The organism is Pseudomonas sp. 22490, from assembly GCF_052044465.1.
Classification (GTDB): Bacteria; Pseudomonadota; Gammaproteobacteria; order Pseudomonadales; family Pseudomonadaceae; genus Pseudomonas; species Pseudomonas aeruginosa.
This window is the reverse complement of record NZ_JBQENS010000002.1, coordinates 100,163-119,003: the sequence shown is the minus strand read 5'-3', so window position 1 is coordinate 119,003 and position 18,841 is coordinate 100,163. Positions and strand designations below refer to the sequence as shown.

Annotated in this window: 25 protein-coding genes and 1 pseudogene; 2 read left to right on the top strand and 24 right to left on the bottom strand. The window is 64.0% G+C overall.

All coding sequences use genetic code 11. From position 1 onward, the window contains the following. Positions 1-80: 80 nt before the first annotated feature. Positions 81-1,202, bottom strand: coding sequence for a Fic family protein (locus ACTJJX_RS02660; protein ID WP_016852405.1), 1,122 nt, complete (start codon positions 1,200-1,202; stop codon positions 81-83). 261 nt (positions 1,203-1,463) lie between these two features. Next, positions 1,464-1,598: pseudogene (locus ACTJJX_RS02655) on the bottom strand (integrase); the annotation flags it as partial. Positions 1,599-2,215: 617 nt separating this feature from the next. Here ACTJJX_RS02655 and ACTJJX_RS02650 point away from each other — a divergent pair. Both ACTJJX_RS02650 and ACTJJX_RS02645 read left to right on the top strand, forming a co-directional pair. Further along, positions 2,216-2,398, top strand: coding sequence for a type II toxin-antitoxin system HicA family toxin (locus ACTJJX_RS02650; RefSeq protein ID WP_440781891.1), 183 nt, complete (start codon positions 2,216-2,218; stop codon positions 2,396-2,398). A gap of 88 nt (positions 2,399-2,486) precedes the next feature. Continuing rightward, positions 2,487-2,891 carry a type II toxin-antitoxin system HicB family antitoxin gene (locus tag ACTJJX_RS02645; RefSeq protein ID WP_440781890.1) on the top strand — a complete coding sequence of 135 codons (405 nt, stop codon included), beginning with the start codon at positions 2,487-2,489 and terminating at the stop codon, positions 2,889-2,891. Between the two features lie 45 nt (positions 2,892-2,936). On the opposite strand, the gene ACTJJX_RS02640 is transcribed toward ACTJJX_RS02645, so the two are convergent. The 22 genes from ACTJJX_RS02640 to gpM form a co-directional block, all read right to left on the bottom strand. Then, the gene (locus ACTJJX_RS02640; RefSeq protein ID WP_440781889.1) at positions 2,937-3,890 is read right to left on the bottom strand and encodes a hypothetical protein; all 954 of its coding nucleotides are present in this window, start codon (positions 3,888-3,890) and stop codon (positions 2,937-2,939) included. Beyond that, positions 3,863-4,567: a hypothetical protein gene (locus tag ACTJJX_RS02635; RefSeq protein ID WP_440781888.1), complete on the bottom strand. Its 705-nt coding sequence runs from the start codon at positions 4,565-4,567 to the stop codon at positions 3,863-3,865. The genes ACTJJX_RS02640 and ACTJJX_RS02635 overlap by 28 nt, the downstream gene beginning before the upstream one ends. Next, positions 4,564-5,121 carry a DNA-binding protein gene (locus ACTJJX_RS02630; RefSeq protein ID WP_440781887.1) on the bottom strand — a complete coding sequence of 186 codons (558 nt, stop codon included), beginning with the start codon at positions 5,119-5,121 and terminating at the stop codon, positions 4,564-4,566. The genes ACTJJX_RS02635 and ACTJJX_RS02630 overlap by 4 nt, the downstream gene beginning before the upstream one ends. Then, complete coding sequence (locus tag ACTJJX_RS02625; protein ID WP_440781886.1) at positions 5,118-6,047, bottom strand: hypothetical protein; 930 nt, start codon at positions 6,045-6,047, stop codon at positions 5,118-5,120. Before ACTJJX_RS02625 ends, ACTJJX_RS02630 begins: the two co-directional genes overlap by 4 nt. Further along, positions 6,040-6,501 (bottom strand): hypothetical protein, encoded by a 462-nt coding sequence (locus ACTJJX_RS02620; RefSeq protein ID WP_440781885.1) that lies wholly within the window; start codon positions 6,499-6,501, stop codon positions 6,040-6,042. Before ACTJJX_RS02620 ends, ACTJJX_RS02625 begins: the two co-directional genes overlap by 8 nt. Further along, complete coding sequence (locus ACTJJX_RS02615; RefSeq protein ID WP_440781884.1) at positions 6,501-8,795, bottom strand: phage tail-collar fiber domain-containing protein; 2,295 nt, start codon at positions 8,793-8,795, stop codon at positions 6,501-6,503. The genes ACTJJX_RS02620 and ACTJJX_RS02615 overlap by 1 nt, the downstream gene beginning before the upstream one ends. A gap of 9 nt (positions 8,796-8,804) precedes the next feature. Then, the gene (locus ACTJJX_RS02610) at positions 8,805-9,329 is read right to left on the bottom strand and encodes a phage tail protein (RefSeq protein ID WP_440781883.1); all 525 of its coding nucleotides are present in this window, start codon (positions 9,327-9,329) and stop codon (positions 8,805-8,807) included. Then, positions 9,322-10,494 carry a baseplate J/gp47 family protein gene (locus ACTJJX_RS02605; RefSeq protein ID WP_343437698.1) on the bottom strand — a complete coding sequence of 391 codons (1,173 nt, stop codon included), beginning with the start codon at positions 10,492-10,494 and terminating at the stop codon, positions 9,322-9,324. The genes ACTJJX_RS02610 and ACTJJX_RS02605 overlap by 8 nt, the downstream gene beginning before the upstream one ends. Beyond that, positions 10,491-10,808: a DUF2590 family protein gene (locus tag ACTJJX_RS02600; RefSeq protein ID WP_440781882.1), complete on the bottom strand. Its 318-nt coding sequence runs from the start codon at positions 10,806-10,808 to the stop codon at positions 10,491-10,493. The genes ACTJJX_RS02605 and ACTJJX_RS02600 overlap by 4 nt, the downstream gene beginning before the upstream one ends. Continuing rightward, complete coding sequence (locus ACTJJX_RS02595) at positions 10,805-13,156, bottom strand: phage tail tape measure protein (protein ID WP_440781881.1); 2,352 nt, start codon at positions 13,154-13,156, stop codon at positions 10,805-10,807. Before ACTJJX_RS02595 ends, ACTJJX_RS02600 begins: the two co-directional genes overlap by 4 nt. A gap of 16 nt (positions 13,157-13,172) precedes the next feature. Further along, positions 13,173-13,313 (bottom strand): DUF6890 family protein, encoded by a 141-nt coding sequence (locus ACTJJX_RS02590; RefSeq protein ID WP_263062592.1) that lies wholly within the window; start codon positions 13,311-13,313, stop codon positions 13,173-13,175. A gap of 23 nt (positions 13,314-13,336) precedes the next feature. After that, positions 13,337-13,624, bottom strand: a complete 288-nt coding sequence (locus ACTJJX_RS02585; protein ID WP_440781880.1) for a putative phage tail assembly chaperone — start codon at positions 13,622-13,624, stop codon at positions 13,337-13,339. Continuing rightward, positions 13,621-13,878: a hypothetical protein gene (locus tag ACTJJX_RS02580; RefSeq protein WP_343437702.1), complete on the bottom strand. Its 258-nt coding sequence runs from the start codon at positions 13,876-13,878 to the stop codon at positions 13,621-13,623. Before ACTJJX_RS02580 ends, ACTJJX_RS02585 begins: the two co-directional genes overlap by 4 nt. Continuing rightward, positions 13,878-14,240, bottom strand: a complete 363-nt coding sequence (locus tag ACTJJX_RS02575) for a DUF1353 domain-containing protein (protein ID WP_343437703.1) — start codon at positions 14,238-14,240, stop codon at positions 13,878-13,880. The genes ACTJJX_RS02580 and ACTJJX_RS02575 overlap by 1 nt, the downstream gene beginning before the upstream one ends. A 3-nt stretch (positions 14,241-14,243) precedes the next feature. Then, a complete protein-coding gene (locus ACTJJX_RS02570) occupies positions 14,244-14,633 on the bottom strand; it encodes a D-Ala-D-Ala carboxypeptidase family metallohydrolase (protein WP_343437704.1) in 390 nt (129 codons plus the stop codon). Next, positions 14,630-14,842 carry a TraR/DksA C4-type zinc finger protein gene (locus ACTJJX_RS02565; protein ID WP_087835754.1) on the bottom strand — a complete coding sequence of 71 codons (213 nt, stop codon included), beginning with the start codon at positions 14,840-14,842 and terminating at the stop codon, positions 14,630-14,632. Before ACTJJX_RS02565 ends, ACTJJX_RS02570 begins: the two co-directional genes overlap by 4 nt. Next, entirely contained in the window at positions 14,842-15,291 is a 450-nt protein-coding gene (locus ACTJJX_RS02560; RefSeq protein ID WP_219806744.1) for a phage protein, read from the bottom strand. Before ACTJJX_RS02560 ends, ACTJJX_RS02565 begins: the two co-directional genes overlap by 1 nt. Before the next feature lie 6 nt (positions 15,292-15,297). Continuing rightward, positions 15,298-16,413: a DUF2586 domain-containing protein gene (locus tag ACTJJX_RS02555; RefSeq protein ID WP_343437705.1), complete on the bottom strand. Its 1,116-nt coding sequence runs from the start codon at positions 16,411-16,413 to the stop codon at positions 15,298-15,300. Positions 16,414-16,424: 11 nt separating this feature from the next. After that, entirely contained in the window at positions 16,425-17,081 is a 657-nt protein-coding gene (locus tag ACTJJX_RS02550) for a phage virion morphogenesis protein (RefSeq protein WP_440781879.1), read from the bottom strand. Continuing rightward, positions 17,062-17,517, bottom strand: coding sequence for a phage tail protein (locus tag ACTJJX_RS02545; protein WP_440781878.1), 456 nt, complete (start codon positions 17,515-17,517; stop codon positions 17,062-17,064). The genes ACTJJX_RS02550 and ACTJJX_RS02545 overlap by 20 nt, the downstream gene beginning before the upstream one ends. Continuing rightward, positions 17,514-17,975, bottom strand: coding sequence for a head completion/stabilization protein (locus ACTJJX_RS02540; RefSeq protein ID WP_343437708.1), 462 nt, complete (start codon positions 17,973-17,975; stop codon positions 17,514-17,516). Before ACTJJX_RS02540 ends, ACTJJX_RS02545 begins: the two co-directional genes overlap by 4 nt. Before the next feature lie 96 nt (positions 17,976-18,071). Further along, positions 18,072-18,836 carry a phage terminase small subunit gene (gpM, locus tag ACTJJX_RS02535; protein ID WP_440781893.1) on the bottom strand — a complete coding sequence of 255 codons (765 nt, stop codon included), beginning with the start codon at positions 18,834-18,836 and terminating at the stop codon, positions 18,072-18,074. Between the last annotated feature and the right edge of the window lie 5 nt (positions 18,837-18,841).

The following is an 18,841-nucleotide window of genomic DNA, read 5'->3' as shown; positions in this document are numbered from 1 at the left end:
GCCGAGCTGCTTAATGGAGAGGCGACCATTGTCCTATGGCGCGATGACGCATCAAGGGCTGATGAGCCAGGTGCAGGCGCTCAGCGTGCTATCTGGTAACGGGTGCTACGCCCTCCGCCGGGCAGTCGCTCGATGCAGCCCTTTTCCAGCAGGTCGCTCAGGTGGCGGGTCGCGGTGGCTTTGGAAACCTTGGCCACAGCTTGGTATTGCGCCGCACTGATGCCCTCCTCGAACCCCCTTTCGCCGCCATCGAGCAGGCGGTTAAGCACTTTGATCTGCTCCGCCGATAGCGTTTGGCTGCGATGTGCCTGCCAGAAGCGCGCCTTGACCAGCACGCGGTCTATACGGGCAAGGGCTTGCTCCAGGCTCTTGAGCAAGGTTTCGAGAAACCACTGCAGCCACTTGGTGATATCCAGCCCGCCTTTCTGACTGGCTTCTAGGATGCGGTAATAGCCGGCGCGGTCGTCGAGGATGCTCGCAGACATGGCGTAGAAGCGAATGGCTTGCTGCTCGCCCTGAGCCAATGCCAGATCGGTGATAGCGCGGGTGAGGCGACCGTTGCCGTCGTCGAAGGGATGCAGGGTCACGAACCAGAAATGGGCGATGCCGGCGCGCAGAAAGGGATCGAGGCTGGCATCGCGGCGGCTGCTCTCGAACCAGGCGAGAAAGTCCGCCAGTTGCGCTTCCAGCCCCGCGCGGGGAGGGGCTTCGAAATGGACTGTCGGGCGGTCGATGCGACCGGAAACCACCTGCATGGGCTCTTCGCCACGCAGTGCACCGATGTGTAGCGGTCGAGTCAGCAGTTGCTCATCGGTGGGGAATAACCAACGATGCCAGGTGAACAGTCGCTGTTCGTCTAGCGGCTCTTGATGTGCGTGGGTGGCATCGAGCAGCAGTTCCGCCAGGCCTTCGGAGCGAGAGGTGGTTCGACCTTCTTCGTGCAATCCCAGTCGCCGTGCCAGTGATGAGCGCACCGAACCGACATTCAGTTGCTCTCCCTCAATGGCTGAAGAGGTGACGATGTTCTGCAGCATGGCATCCAGGCTGCTCTGCACTTCGGTGTCACTCCCCACAGCACCGAGCATTCCTAACAAACGACCCTGAGCCTGGCTACAGGAGCGCAGCAGTGGTGCAAGCGCTTCGGCTTGCCAGTTGAACTGCGGCCAGTCGGGCTGCTGCCAGATCCAGAGTGGGTCGTTCATAAGGGATATTCATGAGCCGATTAGAGAGCCTATTCGGCTCATTTTGTGAGCCGATAATGGCAACTATTCGGCTCACTGTCTAATTCTCAAGCTGGGTTGATAGCTTGATGAGCATGCCTGTTCAGGGTGACTGAGTCAGCTAAAGCGCCTGTTTCAGCACGTCAAAAACCTTGTGGACAGAGGTCGGCCGTACCCCTTGGGCATCGATAAAATTTGATGCAGGGACATGTAGCTCTCGGGCTACAAAATGGGGGCAGGTCACATGCGCTCGGAGCCGCAGTGCTGGATGTACACGCCGCGTACCATCTCGTCTTCGGTGCGGCGTGCCCAGTCTTCGGCGTCGCGCTTGGTGCGGAAGGTTTTTTCGTTGGTCGGCCAATCCGTTTTGCGGCCCACGGGAAGGGGGGACGACTGTTGCCATCAGATAAGGACTCCAAAGGCAAACTGGCTAACCAGTACTGTACCGACTTTGTACCTTTTGGCCATGGAGTCGTTTATGAGGCCACTACCCTAGAAAGCGCAAAGCCGCGCAGTGCGCGGCTTTGAAGGTGGTGGGCCCACACGGACTCGAACCGTGGACCAAAGGATTATGAGCCCCAATTAAATGCGCATGCCGCCTGGAGAAAACCAGCAATATCAATACTTTATGGGATATATGCGGCGTCATGCTGCTGATATTCCCGGAGGGTGTGGACGCAATGTGGACACTCTCGACTGTACTGTTTTGCACGGCCTTGCAAAGCCTTTCACAGCGTGAAAACACCCATCACCCGCCAAGGCCCGCACCACTGCTGGCCCGGCATCCCTCTTTCACCACCACCCAGGTTTGCACAAAAAATTCACGCAAGGCCCGTCGGCGGGAGGGGGAAAAGTGCGTTCCTTTCCTCGGTTTCTTGGCGGCATTGGATTTTCCCGGGTGTCGGCATGGGTGTGTATTGTGTGTATAAAATTCTTGATCTAAGTACTACAGGTGTGTACAGTACACACCATCGACAGGCAGAAAGGAGGGCCGGATGCGAAGTAGAGAGGTGATTGATCTGATTGAGGCGGATGGGTGGTACTGGGTAGAAACGAAAGGCAGCCACAACCAGTACAAGCATCCAACTAAACCAGGCAGGGTGACAGTTCCACACCCGAAGTCAGAAATACCAAAGGGAACGCTGCACAACATACTGAAACAAGCCGGCCTCAAGTGAGGCCGGCAACACCTCTCAAGTGTTCGACCCGTTGTGTGACCGGGACTGCATAAGCAGCCCCTTAGCTAAATCGTTAGAGGTTGAAGAAATGAAATTTCCAGTCGTACTGCATAAAGACGCTGATTCGGACTATGGGGTGACTGTGCCCGATGTACCGGGCTGTTTCTCGGCAGGCGCCACTGTCTCGGAGGCTCTGGAAAACGCACAGGAAGCCCTGGCCCTTCACTTTGAAGGCTTGGTGGCTGATGGTGATCCACTCCCACGTGCGCAGGAAGTAGACGCGCATATGGGGAATCCCGACTATGCCGGCGGTGTGTGGGCTGTAGTTGATTTCGATGTGACCCCGTACCTGGGGAAAGCTGTTCGCTTCAATGCCACCCTGCCGGAAAATCTGCTGCAGCGGATTGATGACTTGGTGAAGAAAGATCACCGCTATGCCTCCCGCTCTGGCTTTCTGGCCACTGCGGCACTGCGGGAATTGTCGGTGGCATAAGCCGATAGCAGGAATGACAAGGGCGCTGATTAGCGCCCTTTTTCTTTATGCGGTGATGGGTTTCAGCTGTCCCGCCAGCAGCAGGGCCTGGGCGGCCTTGGCGTTGAACTGCCCCGCGTCGGTGGGGCTTGGGGTTGGCCCTGGCACGTGGGTGTGGGCTGCCAGCTGGGTGTTCATGGCCTGCACTAGATCGATCAGATCGCACAGCACCTGCAGCACATTCACCCCTTCGGATCCAAGCCAGGTCTGTGGGGCAATGCTGCGGCGGATGCCCTCGATCCGTTCCTGCATATCGCCGCCCACCGTGGCGTTGTGCTTCTGGCCCACCACTAGGTTCAGGTCGCGGCCAGTGGCCTGGTGCAGATCGTCCACAGCGGCCAGGCTGGTGGATCCGCCCGACAGCAGCTTGAGCGCGCCCATGGCTTCCACTTTCTTGATGCCGCCCACCGTTTCGGTGCTGTGGTCGTCCACCTCCACGGTGCTGCTCTGGTAGCGCTCGGCGTTGTCCATGGCCTCCACCTCGCGCTCCACGGCCTGATCGCGGATCCGCCCGTCTGTCTGCCGCAGCCAGTTGCCGTCGGCGTCCACGCGCTGCTGGCAGGCCTCGCTGTGCTGCCACACCAGATCCCCTTTCGGTACGCGCGGTAGGCTCAGGCCGTGCGGCAGGATCTGCGCGATGTAAGGCTTGTGGGGTAGGCCGTAGGCGAAGCACACCACCACCGTGGTGCCTTCCTCGGGGAAGCCGAACATGCCGGCTTCCTGCCCGCCCATGGGCACCGGCAGCGCTAGGCTGGTGAGTAGCGGCAGATCCGGATCAGGCTCGCCGTCTGGCAGAAGTACTTCCACGTCCACGCCGAAGCGCGGGCGGAAATCATCGCACAAGGCATGCGAGGCCGGGGCGTCAGGTACGGCTACCACTCGCCCGAAGCGGGGCAGGTGATAGCCGCCGGTCAGTTCGGGAAAGCGGCGTTCTACGGTGCGTTGGATTGCGTCTTCCATCGGATGGCCATCTGCGTGCTGGCGAGAGTTACGGACGTGATCCGCTCGCCCTGGTTGATCGTCGCGCCGGGGCGCAGGCCCGGGAGGGCCGCCACCGTTGCGCTCTGGTTGCCCTGGTAGCTGTCGAACAGCTCCACCGGCAGCAGCAGCGGGGCGCGGGCGCCCCAGAAGCTGTCGGCCCAGCTGCCCACGAACACTTCCCCGTCGCCCTGCTGCTGCCAGATGAAGTCGGGGATGTTGAATACCCGGGCGAGGCTGTCCATGGCCTGGTAACCGTTGGCCAGGCTGTAGAAGTAGGGCGCCCGCACCTTGGCGTAGGGCTTGTCGGGCACGCGGAAGCGCAGGCCGGTGCGGGTGCTGATCTCGGCCAGCACTTCGCACAGATCCACATGGCGCAGGTTCATCGGCAGCGGCAGGGCCAGCACGCTGGTCAGCTCGCGGCAGAACAGCACCTGCTGCTGGGTATTGGCGGCGGTGCTGCGCTCCACGTGCCCGATGAAGTGCCGCTGCAGGGCGCTTTCGTTGTAGCCCATGTCGAGCATCACCACGCCGCGCACCTGGGCGTCGGCCTTGATGGTGAAGCTGGCCCGGCCGGGGCTGCGCAGATCCAGGCGCACCTCGTCGCGCACCAGTGGGTAGGGCTTGCCGCCGATGGTCAGCACCTTGTGCAGTTTCATGCCAGCGACTCGTCCAGGCGTTTCAGCACGGCCTCGAAGCCGGTCAGTTCAGCCGGCTGTGCCGCAGCCGCGGTGCCCTCGGTGGCCGCCGTGCCGGTGGTGCCCGGCGCGGTTACTGGCTGGCCTGGTGCCGACTGCTGCTTGACCGGGTTCCCCGGCCGGCGTTTTTCCACGCGCTCGGCGGTCGATAGCTTCTCGGTCAGGCTGAATTGCACCCGCCAGGCAAACAGGCTGTCATCCTCGCGGGCGCTCAGGTTGTCGCTGAACTCCACCTGCCGCACGCCGAAGGCCTCGGCGGTGTCGTTCACGATGCGGTAGACGCGGCGCTGGCCGCCGGCGGCGGTGGCCTCGGCCCAGCTCATCAGCTGCGCCAGGTCGGTGCGGTTCACGTAGGGGATCATCAGCGACACAGTGAGCGACTTGGGCTTGAAGCCCTTGTGCGCCGCATCGGTGTTGCTGGTCTGCCCGGACATATCGTCGGACTCAATGCGCAGGTTCGCCGTGACTTTCAGGCCCTTGCCGCGCACCTTCTGCCCATCCAGAAGCAACGTCATAGGCCCACCAGTTCACGGACAAAGCTCAGGCCGTCGAGCGAACCCACCAGCACCACGCCAGCGCTCAGCACCCACTCATGACCCGGGGCGGCGCCCTCCAGCAGGGCTGTGCGCAGTTGGAAGGGTTCCCCCGGCCCGATCAGGCGGGCGCGCATGCTGGTGTCCTCGCTGCCGCCGGCCAGCAGCTCCTGCAGATTCGTCAGTTGCTGGTCGCGGGCCTGCTGTTGGGCGACCTTGCGGGACGCCAGGGCGGCCAGATCACCCAAGGGCGAGCTGTCGGCCGCGTAACCTTCGAGCACAGCCAACTGGCCCGCCATGGACTGCCGGGCGGCCTTGGTCACGGTGCAGCGCTCCAGGGGCAGGGCCTGCCAGCGGGGCAGTGCGCCTGCGCTGGGGATCTCCCACTTTTCCGTTTCCAGGCGCGACAGATGCCGCGCGCGGCGCTCGGCTCGCACCAGATCCGGCACGGGCAACAAGGCGTTGAAGCGCTCCAGGGTGGCGGCCAGTTCGTCAAATCGTGTGGCCAGGAACATCAGCGAAAGGGCGTACTGCGGCCCGCTCGGACGCCCGCTGTCGGTGTCGTCCACCAGCTTGCCGGCCAGGTGCTGAAGCATGGTCGGCGCGGACAAATAGCGCTGCTGCCCGGAGCCCTTACCGACTCCACTTTGGAACGGGGTCACCACTAGGCAGGCAGGTGCCTGGCCGAGTTGCCCGGCCAGGGCTGCACGCCCGGTGGCGATGGCACCCTGCGCAGCAGCGCCGACCGGCCCGGGGTTAGTTGTGGCCAGCCCGTCGAGGCCGGTCAGGCGCAGCGCTGTGCTGGTCAGCTCGCCGCCGGCCAGATCCTTGGCGGCCGTCAGCTCGCCTAGCCACTGGGTGGCCTGGCTTGGCCAGCGCATGGTCACCGGGGCCCAGACGTCAGCCATGCTGCAGATCCAGTTCAGGGAGTTCAGCCACCAACTGATCCACGCCCGGGAGTTCGCGCTGTCCGACTTTAACCTCAGCCAGCAGGGTGTAGCAGTAGTCCCAGCACGCCGAGCGCCAGGCGCGGAACGCCTGCCCTTCGGCCTGGAAACGGGGCACGCTGGGTTCTTCGGCGTAGGTGACGGCGGTCTTGATATCGTCGTAGCCGAACAGCTGCGCGCGGCTGTCCATGTGCGCCTGGATGGCCTGGGTGTACTGCCCGATCAGTTGCGCCTCTGTAGGCGCTTCGCGCGGCACGATCACCGGCAAGCCTTCGGCGTCAAAGTCGACCTTGAAGCCAGGTGCGAGGGCCGCGAAAAACGGGTGATCGTTGGGCAGTTCGACAACTGATGGGGAGTCAACCGGATGCACGCCCGGAAGCGCTTCGGTACGGGTCGAACGGTCGAAGTAGCGCATTACATATCCCCCGTGATTGCAATCATCACGTTGCAGTTTTGCGAGCAATGGATCCTGATCTGCGACGTGCTCAGGAACTCTACGGAAAGGGTGCTGGTGAAGCCGCTCGGGCCCAGAATTGTGGCGCGGGCGTTGGCAGCGATCAGCGAGCTAAGGGCGATGGGCAGGTTCCGGGTCAGGCTGGGCGCCGTCAAAGCGAAGGCCCCCAGGAACATTTCTTTAAGTCCGGAGGCCCAGACGCGGTAGTAGCCGTTCGCGTTGTTACCGGCGGAAATCACACGATCGGCAAAGTCCGTTTTCACATAGGCATCGCTGATGCCGTAGCCGCCGATGGTGGTCGGTTTGCCGCTGGTGATCTTCGACCAGGCCAGGCCAGGGATCCGCGCGTCTGGGATGGTTCCGCTGGCTAAGTTGCTGGCGTTGAGTGAAGTCAGCCCCGAACCGTTGCCGTAGAAGATCCCAGGCGTATAGATGCCCGCCGAACCAATCCCGCCTTTGAGTACACCAGCCTGGAAGACATAGAGTCCTTCGCCAATGCTGGCGTGGGCGTCGCCATGCGAGGCACGCAGCCAGGACGCACCGTAGTGTCCGGTCACGTCATAGGTATTGTTGGCGCCGGTACCGTCATAAGCCGGCCCCATACCCCAAATGCAGGCACCCCAGCCCACGCCACTGCTGTTGCTCGTGCCATAGCCACCATCCACACCTGTATGCACCGTCAGGTTGCCCGAAACCGTTCCGCCGGCAGTGGCCAGCTTTGCATCCAGGGCCGCCTGCAGGCCGTCCACGTTGCCGATGATGTGGTTGTGGCTGTCGTCGGCGACGGCGGTCGCCATGCTGACGTTGCCGGAGCCGTCGAACGCGACACTGCCGGTCACGTCCCCGGTAAGGGATATGGTACGGGCGGTCGCCAGTTTGGCGGCGCTGACCGCGTTGGCCGTTGCGTCCAGCTTCTGGTTGACCTGGGCCTGTAGCTTGCCGAAGGCGGCCAACACCGAGTCGGTGGCCACGATGGCGGTGCTGGTCGCCGTGCTAAGCCCGGTGAGCACCGCCGCGCGAATATCGGTCGCCAAGTCGGCCCATGCTTTGGTGCCCCGCCAGTACTGTGCGGCGGTGCCGGCGGCAATGGCGGGTTCCTTGGTGCCGTCGGCAATGGTGATGTTCGCCGACCCGTCGAACGCCACGCCGTTGATGGTGCGGGCGGTGGCCAGTTTGGCGGCCTTGCCGACGACGGTGGCACCACTGATGATCGCGTCGATGGCGGCCTGCAGCGCTGCCCTGGCGGTAAACACCAGCTTGGTGGTGGCCAGCACCTCGCTGTCGTTGCTTGCGGTGTCGTCGCTCTTGGCGTTCGGCAGGTTGCCCAGGCCCACGTCGCCCTTGGTGGTCGCTCGGGCACGCAGCTGGGCGTAGTCGCCAATCCTGGCCGCGAAGTGCTCCACCAGGGATCCGTTGATGGGTTCGACGGGCCGGCGGTCGGTGATCTGGACTGTGCTGGGGATATCTGCCAGGGGCACGCAATAGTGCTGCGCGCCGGCACTGTCGACGTAATCCACTTTGTTGGCGCCGAACACCACCGACCAGCTGGCCACCACATCGTTCAGCTCGCGCTGCAGGGCAACGTCCAGCCAGGCTGTGGTGGGCAGGGCCGGCGGCGCGATAGGCAGCACCGCCGAGCGCTCCACGCGGATGCCCTCCACGAAGGCTGTGCCCGTCTTGAGTTGGTACACGCTGCCCACTTTTTCCAACTGCAGCGAACTGCCGAAGAAACAGGCCCGGCCGTAGGTGTTGCGGTTGCTCTGGCGCTGGCGTTCGTCGATGCCGGCCAGGCGCACGGTGAAGTCGTGCTGCCAGGTGCTGGCGTCAATGGTGAGGCCGGTCAGCGCCTGGGCGCCGTCGAACACCACCAGAAAGTTGCGGGTCAGGTTGTTGCCGATCTGCAGCGGCGGGATGTTCTTGCGCTTCTGCTGGATGGGCACGTAGGACACGGCAAACAGCACGTTCTCTGCGGTTTCCAGGCCGATCCAGTTAAAGTCCCAGTCGCCCACGTCGGAGCCAGCTTGCACGCTGTAGACCACCTGATTGGGATTCACGTAGCCGGCGCCATTCTCGGGGATGGTCGCGGTGTAGACGATCTGATTGGCCGGGGGTTTGCCGGCCGCACGATCCACCGGGCCGCTGTGATCGAGGCCGGGGACGTTGGCGAAAATGAAGCGCACAACGTCCAGCCCTTCCTGGGCGACGTGTTTCTGGGCAATCAGGCTTTCGCCTGCCAGGGTAATGCTTGCACCCATGGGGCTCTCCTACAGGCTGGCGACCAGCGTCTGCTGGTCGTCGTTGAAGTCGACCACAGCCACACGGGTGAGCAGTGGTGTGATGGTCACGAAGTCATAGCGGCGGCAGGTGCGGCCGTACTGCTGAATCAGCACGCGCAGCAAATCGGGGTTTTGCGACAGCTGGGAGTCGGATAAGCGCAGCATCACCACGTCCCAGTCGCGGTCGGGCAGGCGTTCCTCGATCTCGATGTAGCCCACACCGAGGCGCTGCATGATCCGCTTGAAGCCAGCGACGGATCCGGCGTCCACCGCGTTGATGAAGGCGTACTTCACGCGCAGGCGGTACAGGCTTTCGGGTTCACTGCGGAAGCGGGTTATATCGCGCTGCCAGGCCAGCAGATCGAGCACAGTCAGGTGGCAGGTGGCGGCATCCATCTGCATCAGTGGCCAGCGCAGCCAGCCCTCCACCCTTTCCCACCAGGCCTGCGAGGCGGCCTTGAGCTTTGCCAGTTCTTTGCCGTCCAGCCAGAAGGGCAGTTCGAGCTTAATCATGCAGCACCACCTCCAGGCTCTGGATCCGGGGAATGTTCAGCTCGGCCAGAATGTCGGCGTTGGTGAAGTCCAGCGACTCGATCCCGGGGAACTGCTGGTGCAGTTCCTCGCCCAGGCGGCTGAATGAAAACCGCGACTGCGGATAGGTCAGGGTCGGCTGAAAGTCGCGCAGGGTGCTCTCGCGGAAGGCGGCGCGAATGAACTGCGCGACCTCATCCTGCAGCTTGGCGCGCTGCGCGTCGGTCAGGGTTGAGCGCGGCCAGATCCCCACCTGAATGGCGTGCTGGGTCTCCGGCATCACCATCACCTGCAGGTCGTCGCCGTGGCCGTGGTTGCCTTGGTCGCGGATGTGCGCGTTGATCTGTTCCAGATAGGTGGCGGCGGGCACGTCGGCCTCGAACAGCACAAAGGCGTTCGCGCTACCTGGCCCGCGTGGGGCGCCATGTTCGAAATACACACCATCGGGGCGCACCCCGGGGAAGGCGGTGATCAGTGCGCGGTAAACCGCGTCGGTGTGCCACTGGTTGACCGCTGAAAACTGGTTGCGCACACGCAAGCGCAGTTGCTCGTCTGGCTCAATATCCGAGCCCGGAAGAGTCAGCCAGCCGTCGCTGTTCACCACGTAGGTGATGCCCTGCACCGGCTCGGGCAGGATTGCGTAGTACCCCGGCGCAAGGTTGTAGCCGCTGCCGGTTTCCATTGCCTCCACGGGGATATCCAGCTGCAGAAGGCCGTCAGCGAAAACGCCGGGCTCGGTGGTCACCAGGCGGTAGATGTGGCCGTTGATCGCGGCAGACTGCACCACGGTGCCGGCGGGTACCACCAGGGCTTCGCCAGCCGTCAGGCGGGTGAATTGCAGCAGGCCCCGGGCTTTGGTCGCGCCCTTGCGCTCGACGTTCACCGCCCAGGCCAGCATGTCCAGCCAGGTGCCGGTGGCTGTCTTCACGAAGAAGTTCGGCAGCACTGTGCCGCTGACGAACTCCAGCAGCCACAGCACGGGCTTGGTCACCAGCGCGGTGATGATGCGCCAGAACGGCGAATAGGCGCTGGTGTTGCTCAGCGCACTGCCCTGGGCGGCCACCTCACTTTCCCAGGCTGCGCGCAGCCCCGCTTCGGTGGTTGGAATGCCGGCGTCGCTCAGCGCCTGCTTGAAATCTACGGTCACAGGGTCACCTCAATGGCTCCGAATTCAACAGTGTGCGCGGTCACTAGATACAGCCCCGGCTCTTGCTCGATGATCTTGGCGGTGCCTGGCACCAGGCGTTCGTCGGCCTCCACCAGCAGTTCCAGCTGTTGGATGCAGTCGCGCTGACGGAAGCGGTCACGCTCGGCGACCAGGGTCACCAGCAGGCCGCTTTCGCGGATCATGTGGGCGATGTCCTGGGCGATGCTCGCGCGGTCGTCCACCAGCCGCGGCTGGCGGGACGGATCCAGCGCCAGGTCGTTGCCGCTGATCAGCAGATCGATGTAGAGGGTCATCCGGCGCTCATCTCCAGCATGCTTTCCAGCTCCAGCGGCGACATAGGCTTGCTGGTGTGGATCTCGACTTTCTCCACGTGGGTGCCCTTGTTCAGGCTGTTGGTGTTCTGGATGCTGGTCAGCAGGCCGCCTGGCGGCACCGCAGAAGGCCGAGAAGGCGCAAGGCTGGGGATCGCGTCATTGATCAACTGGCGAGCATGCTGACCGCGCTCAGCCTGCTGTGGCATGGCTGCTGCCCGCTCTACCACCACAGGAACGGGTGCCAGCATCGCCGGCATCGGGGCGACTGGTGCCGGTGGCTGTGGTGGTAGTGCCGCCGTTACCTCCACCGCTTGGACAGGGGCCAGCGTCGCCGGCATCGGCGCGGCGGCAGGTGGCTGTGGCGGTGCTACTGCTGTTACCTCGACCGTTTGGACAGGCGCCAACATGGCCGGCATTGGTGGAGCCGGAACCGGCTCGCGCGGGATCGTTGCCGCTGGCACTTCGACTGCCGGGGCAGGCGCCAACATGGCGGGCATGGGGGCTTCCGGAATCTGTGCGCGTGGGATCGCTGCCGCCGGCACTTCGACTGCCGGGGCCGGCGCCAACATCAGCGGCATGGGCGCTTTCGGCATGGCTTGTGCCAGCGCGTTGTCCACGGCCGGCGTGCTTGGGGTGGGTAGGCTCGCCCCTTGTGGCTGTGGCACCTTTGGAGCGTCGGGGAGATCCGCAAAGCTGGTGTCGATCTCCACGCCGGGGATCTTGTTCAGCATGCCGATCAACTGACCGAGCGCATTGCGTAGGAAGGTGAACGGCCCGTAGTTGCTCAGAACGCCCAGGAAGCCGTTCCAGACTGCAGTCACCGTCGAAATCACCCCCTCGAACGAGGCGAACCACTCGAACAGCTGCACACCCATGTGCCAGATCTGCTGCAACGCCACCCAAACGAGCTTCAGCACCGCCCCCAGCACGCTGAACAGAGCCGCCCCGATGCTGACGACAGCCATCAGAGCTTGGAACCACCCCGTGTCGCCATAGGCGGCTTTTAGCTCGTCCCACCAGATAATCGCAGCGGCGACGGCGGCCACCAAGGCCACTACGCCGACCACGATCAGCGCGATAGGGCTAGCCAGCACCGACAGTACGGTGATAAGCCCCCCGAGGATGGTCAGGCCTGCTGCAGCTGCCACCAGGCCCAGCACGCCGAGGGTGATGTAACCGAGCCAGCGGGCGATATTGGGGAACATCACCACCCAGCGCTGCAGCGTGGCGGCACCGCCTGCCAGACGTTCCATCAGCGGGTTCAGTACGGGCAGCAAGGTCTGGCCGAACGCGATGCGCACGGACTCCACCGCACTGCCGAAGCGTTCCCACGGGTCGACCATGGCTTGGGCCATTTTCTCGGCTTGCTCCATGCCCTTGACCTTGCCCAGCTGCTCCATGTTGCCGGCCAGGCCTGCGGTGTCGGCCATCAGCAGCTTGATCAGGCCCACCGCCTCGTCGGATCCGAAAGCCTTTTTCAGCTCGTCGGATTCGGCCACGGTCAAGGTGTCGCCGAACTTCCCTTTCAGCTTGTCGAGAATGTCCAGCATGGGCAGCATGCGCCCCTGGCTATCGGTGAACGACAGCCCCAGCTTGTCCTGGGCCGCCCCCACACCCGACAGGAACGCCTTGTACTTGGTGCCGGCTTCGGCACCACCCATGGTGGCCTGCAGGGTGCCGAGGATTGCCACCTGTTCACTCAAACCAATGCCTGCGGCTGTCGCGTTTGCACCCACGGCGGTGAATGCGTCGCTCATCTGCTGGCCGGTGGTCTTGAACATCTGCACCGCCAGCGCCGTCTGGCCTGCCAGGTTCTCCACCCACTCCGCTTTGCCCATGGCGTCGGCTTGGTTCTTGAAGATCCCGTACATGGTGCCCACGTAGCTGGTCACGGTGGCTGCATCGGCCTTAGTGGCCTTGGCCAGCACGTTGGAAGCGTTGGTGAATGCCGACAGCTGGCTGCCGGTGAGGCCCGCGATGGCGCTCTGAATGTCGTAGGCGGAACGGACGAACGCCTGGGCGTTCTCGCCGTAGGCCACCGAGAATTCCAGCGACTTGCGGTTGAGCTCGTCCAGCGCTTCCTGGGCCACGCCCAGTGACTTCACTTCGCCCAGCGCCCGCTGCTGATCCAGTGCCGGGGCCATGGCTTCCTGCAGGGCATAGGCGGTACCGACCACCCCGGCCACCCCCGCGCCCATCTGCATGAACCCGTTTTTGCCGACCTCGGCCACGTCCATCAGCTGCTTGCTGACCTTTGCGGCAGGCGCAGTCACCTGATCGACAAGGCGCAGGATAAAGTCGAGTTGGCTTGTGGCGGCTGCGGTCATAGTGGGTCGTCAGTGGTTAGCCGTTCAGGGCCTTGGCGATGCCGTTTGCTACGGCAATCTCCATGCGGCGCCAGTGTTCGTCCTCCAGCCACTTGGCGGTGCCCAGGTTGTCCGCCGTGGGCTCCGCGCCAGGTAGCCAGCGCTCGACCAGGGCCATAAGCTGGCCCAGGCCGTCCTCGGTCAGTCGTTCAGCGCGGGCGAGGGCTTTTTTACGGTCACTTCAACGTCGGGGGCGTATTCCTCCAGCAGCGCGCCGGCCACCTTCATGGTCAGCATCGGATTGGCCAGCAGCGGGCGCAGAGTGGCGAGCTGATCCTGCTGCACGGTGGTGGTCAGCAGGTTGTTCGACGGCGCCACCTTGTTGTTCTGGGTCACGGCGTTGAAGTACTTGGTCACGTCCTGCGGGGTCAGGTTGAAGGTGAATTCCTTCCCGGCCAGATCCAGGGTGATTTCGCGGCGTTCGGTCATGTTCTTTTCCTTTGCGGGGGTTGGTTGAAAAGGTGTTCCAGGCGCTGTTCCAGCCGGTCTTCCAGCTTCTCCATGGCCTTGTCGATGTACTCCGCACGCACGTAGCGTTCAGCCACTTCAATGCGGAATTCAAGGTGTTCGCGGCGCGCTGCGCTGACTTGCTTGAACAGGTAAACCTGAAAGCCCACCACGCCAGTCAGCACCGCGTTGATCAGCATCAGCAGCACGCTGACGGCTGTGGCGGATAGCTCCATTACTTGCTCCATTTCCCGCGGCCGCCGATGCGAACAGCGCACCACATGAGCCAAGCCAGGGGCTTGTGCATGCCTTCCTCCAGCAGGGCTTCATAGAAAATCCGGTCAGCCTCTGCTTTGGTGTAAAGGTGCGTCAGGTCGGTGTAGATGTAGTCATGCACCACGGCTGGGCGGCGCGCGTCTTCGTGATCGCGCGGCACGATGCGCCAGGCGAAGCGCGGCACGCTGGCCAGGTCGGTGCGGTAGCCAACCGGGACAATTACCCGGCGGCGGGCCTTGGTGACGTAGAACAGCGGGCGGATCACCTCCCACTGTTGCTGCCCAACGTGGTGCCGCAGTTCCAGATCGCTCTCAAAGGGCATCAGTCAGTAGCTCCAGAGCGCAGGGGATGGAAAGCGGCCATCGGCAGACGTGCCCAGGTGTAGGAAGCGCGCCGCACCTTTCTGGCTCACGCCGATGCGGGTAAACCCCAGCTCCAGGGCCAACTGCAGCAGGCGCAGGGCCTCAGGGCCACGAATGGCCACGTCCACCGCCTTGCCTGTGCAGTGCTCGCCCGGGGCGGCTTTATTCGCCTCCACGGGATGGCGGGGGCAGCGGTACGCGCTGGATAGCTGCATGGGCTTGCCGTAGGTACTGCGCAGGCGTTGCAGTCGCTCCATAAATTCGCTGTCCATCTCGCGGCCAGTGCTGCTACAGCGGCCGCACTTGCAGCGCAGCTCGGCCAGGCTGAAATTCGGCCAGGGGCTGGTGGTCATCGGCGGGTTCCTTTCTCGAAAGTGGTCTGGCATGGCACGCAACGGGTCACCCCACCCAGCGCCTGGCGCTTGGCGGGGATCTCGTCGCCGCATTCGGCGCATTCGGGCAGGCTCGGGCCGGCAGGCTTGGCGCTGGCAAGCTGGGCGGCTAGGGCGCGCTCCAGCTCCAGTTCCTCGCGTTCCAGCGCGCGGTCTACCCAGTCAGCCATTAGCGCAGGCCCTCGATCTCGCTGGCGTCGAGGTACGGCACGCCGTTGATGCGGATGAAGTCCGGGCTGGTAACGTCGAACGGCACTTTGTGCTTGGTTTTCTCGCCGCCCTTGGGGTCGATATCCAGCAGGCTGGACACTTTCAGCTTGCAGCCGAAGGCCTCCACCCGCAGTTCGTCGTCGCCGGCCCTCGCGAAAAACACCGTGTCGAACGGCTCCAGCTTGCGGAAGCTGCCGGCGCGGCGCGCGGCTTCGATCAGTAGCGAAAAATTCACGCTGTCCAGCTCGAATTCACCGCTGGCACCCACGTCGCCATCCACGTGGCCATCGGGTACGCCGCCGGTCTGCGCCACTGCGGTGTTGTCGGTGATATCCAAGGTTGCTTTCTCGATATGCACCTGGATATCGCCCAGGTTCACGTCGAAGTTCATGCCGCCAATTCGGGCCATGTGGGTTTACTCCTCGTCGTCCTGGGAAAGATCCAGGGCAATGTTTGCGGTCAGGTCTTTGGGGCAGTTGAACGGGCGCAGCTTGATGTAGGCGTCGACCTTGGTTTTGCTCAGCCACACCAGGGTGATGGCGTCGTCTGCCGGTGGCTCGATATCGCCGGGGAACTGCTGGCCGGCGAACAGCACCGAGCGCGACATTTCACGCAATGGGCGCATCAGTGCCGATTTGTTCGCGGCCATGCTGTTGGGGGTGTTGTTCAGCTTGCGGTCGCCCACGCGCTGGATCAGCAGGATCCGCACGCGGCGGGCAGCCTTGTCGGTGATGCGCAGGTACTCCACCACCTGAAAGTCGGAGCCAGCGGCGTCCAGCATGTTGCCGTCACCCCAGAACACGCCCGGATAATCCGGGTAGGTCTGCGGCACCGAGAAACGCGCTTTGTCGAGTTCCGACAGGATGGCCGACGGCAGGGGGATATCTGCCGAGTCTTTCGGAGTGGCACCCAGGCCTAGCACCGGGCCAGAGGCCACACGCATGGGGCTGTCGGCGATGCTCACGGCCGCATTGGCGAGGCGGCCAGCGAGCACGCCCAGGTCGTTGCCATGCAGCTGCGGCACTACCAGCACGCGCGGGGCGGCGAGCCCGTCCACAAGGGCGCGCTGCTCGGTCAGGTAGGCGGCCCAGTCCTGGGCCGCGGCAATGCCAACACTCGCGGCGATGAAGAACACGCGGCGGCCGTACTGGTTGTTCACCTCCACCGCCTTGTCGTGCATGGCGGTGAGTTCGGCAGCCGTGGCCACCGGCTTGGTGATCACCACAGCCTCCACCGACACGCCTTCGCGCTGGGCTTTGTCCAGGGCGTCCGCCCAGTTGCCGTCGGCGGCAATCGGCGCCGCCATGCAGGCCCAGCGATCACCACCGTTCAAGCGGGCGGCGGTGATCTGGGTTTTCAGGTCGCTGGCAGGAATGCCCAGCTCGCTGTCCAGATCGCTCTGGGTGTTCAAAGGGATCAGCTTGCCGACGTTTTTAGACGCCGGGCCGATGATGAGGAAAAAGCGCTCGATCTCCGTCACCGGGCCTTGACCCAGGTTCAGGTTATTGACGCTGACTTTGCCTTGAGCCATGCGAGGCCTCGCTATCGGGGTGCGTTGAGGGTTTGTTGCAGAACGGTTTTTGTAATCTCGCGCACGTCCTGGGTGTCTGCGCCCAGGACGGAGCGGGCCGGCAGTTCGATCTGCCAGCGCGGTTTCTTCGTTTCGCCGGCCAGCTTGGCGAGGATCAAACCGGCCCGGCCGCTGGTGAGGTTTGCCTGAATCCAGCCCTGGGAAGGGCGCTTCCAGCGCTTGCCGTTGCGGATCCGGTAACCCTCTTTCAGCAGGGCGCGGGCCTGCTGTTTGCTGGCCGGTGCGTTGTAGTCGGGGGTCTTACCCAGGCGGCGCATGCGCGCGGCGCTCATGGTTTCCGGGCGGCCGTGCTGGTGGTCGCCGGCAATGCGGGCCACCAGGCGGTTTCCCCAGCCCAGCACTGCTTCGTCGGCCGACAGGCTGACCACCTGCAAGGTCTTGCCCAGACCGCGCAGCATCTTGCGTTTGCCGCCTGCCTTGCGGGCCTCGAACGCCGAGCCGTCGACGTTGCGCTGCTCGCTGATGCGCTTGCGGTTGCGGGTGCGCACGCGCTTGGCCACGTTGTTCAGTAGCCGGCGCCGCTTGGCGGGCGACAGCTTCAGCAGATCCAGGGTCTGCTGCGCGTCCAGCAGGCCGCGCACGTCGAGGTCAACGGTCGGTGTGGCCATCGGTCACCCTCCCGTCGTCGGCTATCCACAGGTCGAACGGCACGAACGCCCAGCGCTTGCCGAAGGCTTCAATCTCGCCGTCCGGATCTTCGGCCAGGTGCTGGGGTTCCAGGAATTCCAGCTGCAGCTCCACGTCGGCGGTATCGGGGTCGAGCTGGTCAATCTCGAAAGTGGGGGGCGGCAGCGCGTCGTCCTCGCGCCCGGTGTCGTTCACTTCCAGCCAGGAACCCACCAGGGCCATCAGGCGCCCGGGATGTTCGGTGAAGCGTTCCAGCACGACCACCGCGCGGTAGCGCATGTCACCCATGTGCAGGCCTTGGGTGGTGTGCTTCCAGTACAGGGGCAGGGTTACCTGCTCGGCCCAGCTGTCCAGCTGTTCCGGCAGCACTAGCCGGCGCTCGATCAGGTAACTAGTGAGGGCGCGCAGCTTGTTCACAGCAGCACCGCCGTGATCCGGCCACGGCCTTGAATCAGGCGCACGGCTTGCTGGCTGAAAGCCAGGAACCCTTCATGGGTGTCGGGTGCTTCCTTGGCCAGGTTCTCGGCTTCGGCGCGGCGGTTCACCGTGGCGAACTGCTGCAGCAGGTAGGCCTTGGCGCGGCAGTACACCGCGCGCTTGTAGGTGGCCACGTAGAAGGCGCGTTCCTGCAGCAGCAGCGGATCCGCGGTGGCCACGGTGTCGATGCCTGCGGCCTGCCAGGCGGCTTTGCGCTTGGCCAGATCGCGGTTCACCTCGCCCATGGCGTTGGTGATCCCGTCGGCCAGCAGATCCACCACGTACTCTGCCGGCAGGCGGTAGCCGGTCTGGAACTCGCTCACACCAAGGTCGGGCCAGAACCCGTCGTTGGGAATTGCGCGTTCCACCAGGGTGGTGGGTTTGCCGGAAAAGCTCATTGCTGGCCGTCCATCGAATAGGGGCGGGGGTGGCTGCTTTCAGGCATTGGCACAGGGCCATGGCTTCGGCAGGCCCCCGCTGGGGGGGGTAGTCGGTTAGGTGGTCGGGTTTTCGTCGGCCTTGGCCTGCTCGGCTTGCTGCTTGCGCAGGGCCTTGGCGGCATCGTCCGAACGGGTTTTCACGCCGATTTCCGGATAAAGCGCGGTCGCTCGCTCGAAGTGGTCGATGGCGTCCGCCCACTGCTCGGTTTCCATGGCGAGGATCCCCAGCAGCTTGTGGAAGCGCGCCGGGATGCGCTCGAACAGCTTCCAGGGCGTCGGCAGCTGGGTGCCTTCTTCGGCGGTGATCTCGGCCCAGTAGCCGTCCACGTACGGCATCAGCTGCGACAGGTACGGCTCGGGGCTGCGCTTGGCCTTGTGCTCGGCTTCGGCCCAGTCGATCAGCGCGTCAGCCACAAAGGTGGGCACGTCGCGCTTGAAGCGGGCGGGCATTTCCTGGCCTTGCTCGATGGCGAACAGCGCCAGATCCAGGCCTGCCTCGAACTGCTCGGTGTCGAACAGCCAGACCAGCACCTGCATCAGCACCTGATTCGGGTGGTTCAGGCCTGACTCGCGGTAGCGCTGCACATAGTCCAGGTACTTGGGCAGCAGCTCGTCCCGCTTGAGGGTCTGGCGGTCGCCCATCGAATTCATATCGGAAAGCCGCGCCAGATCCTCGGCCAGGGCCGAAGTCATCAGCGCCAGGTGTTTCTGCGCGTTGGCCGGGCCTGCCAGGGCCGCTGCGGGGCTGTACGCCACCGCGCGGTTGGCAGACCGGCCTTGCTCAAGCATGCGCTGCTTGTGGGCAAGTGCCGGGCTGATCATGG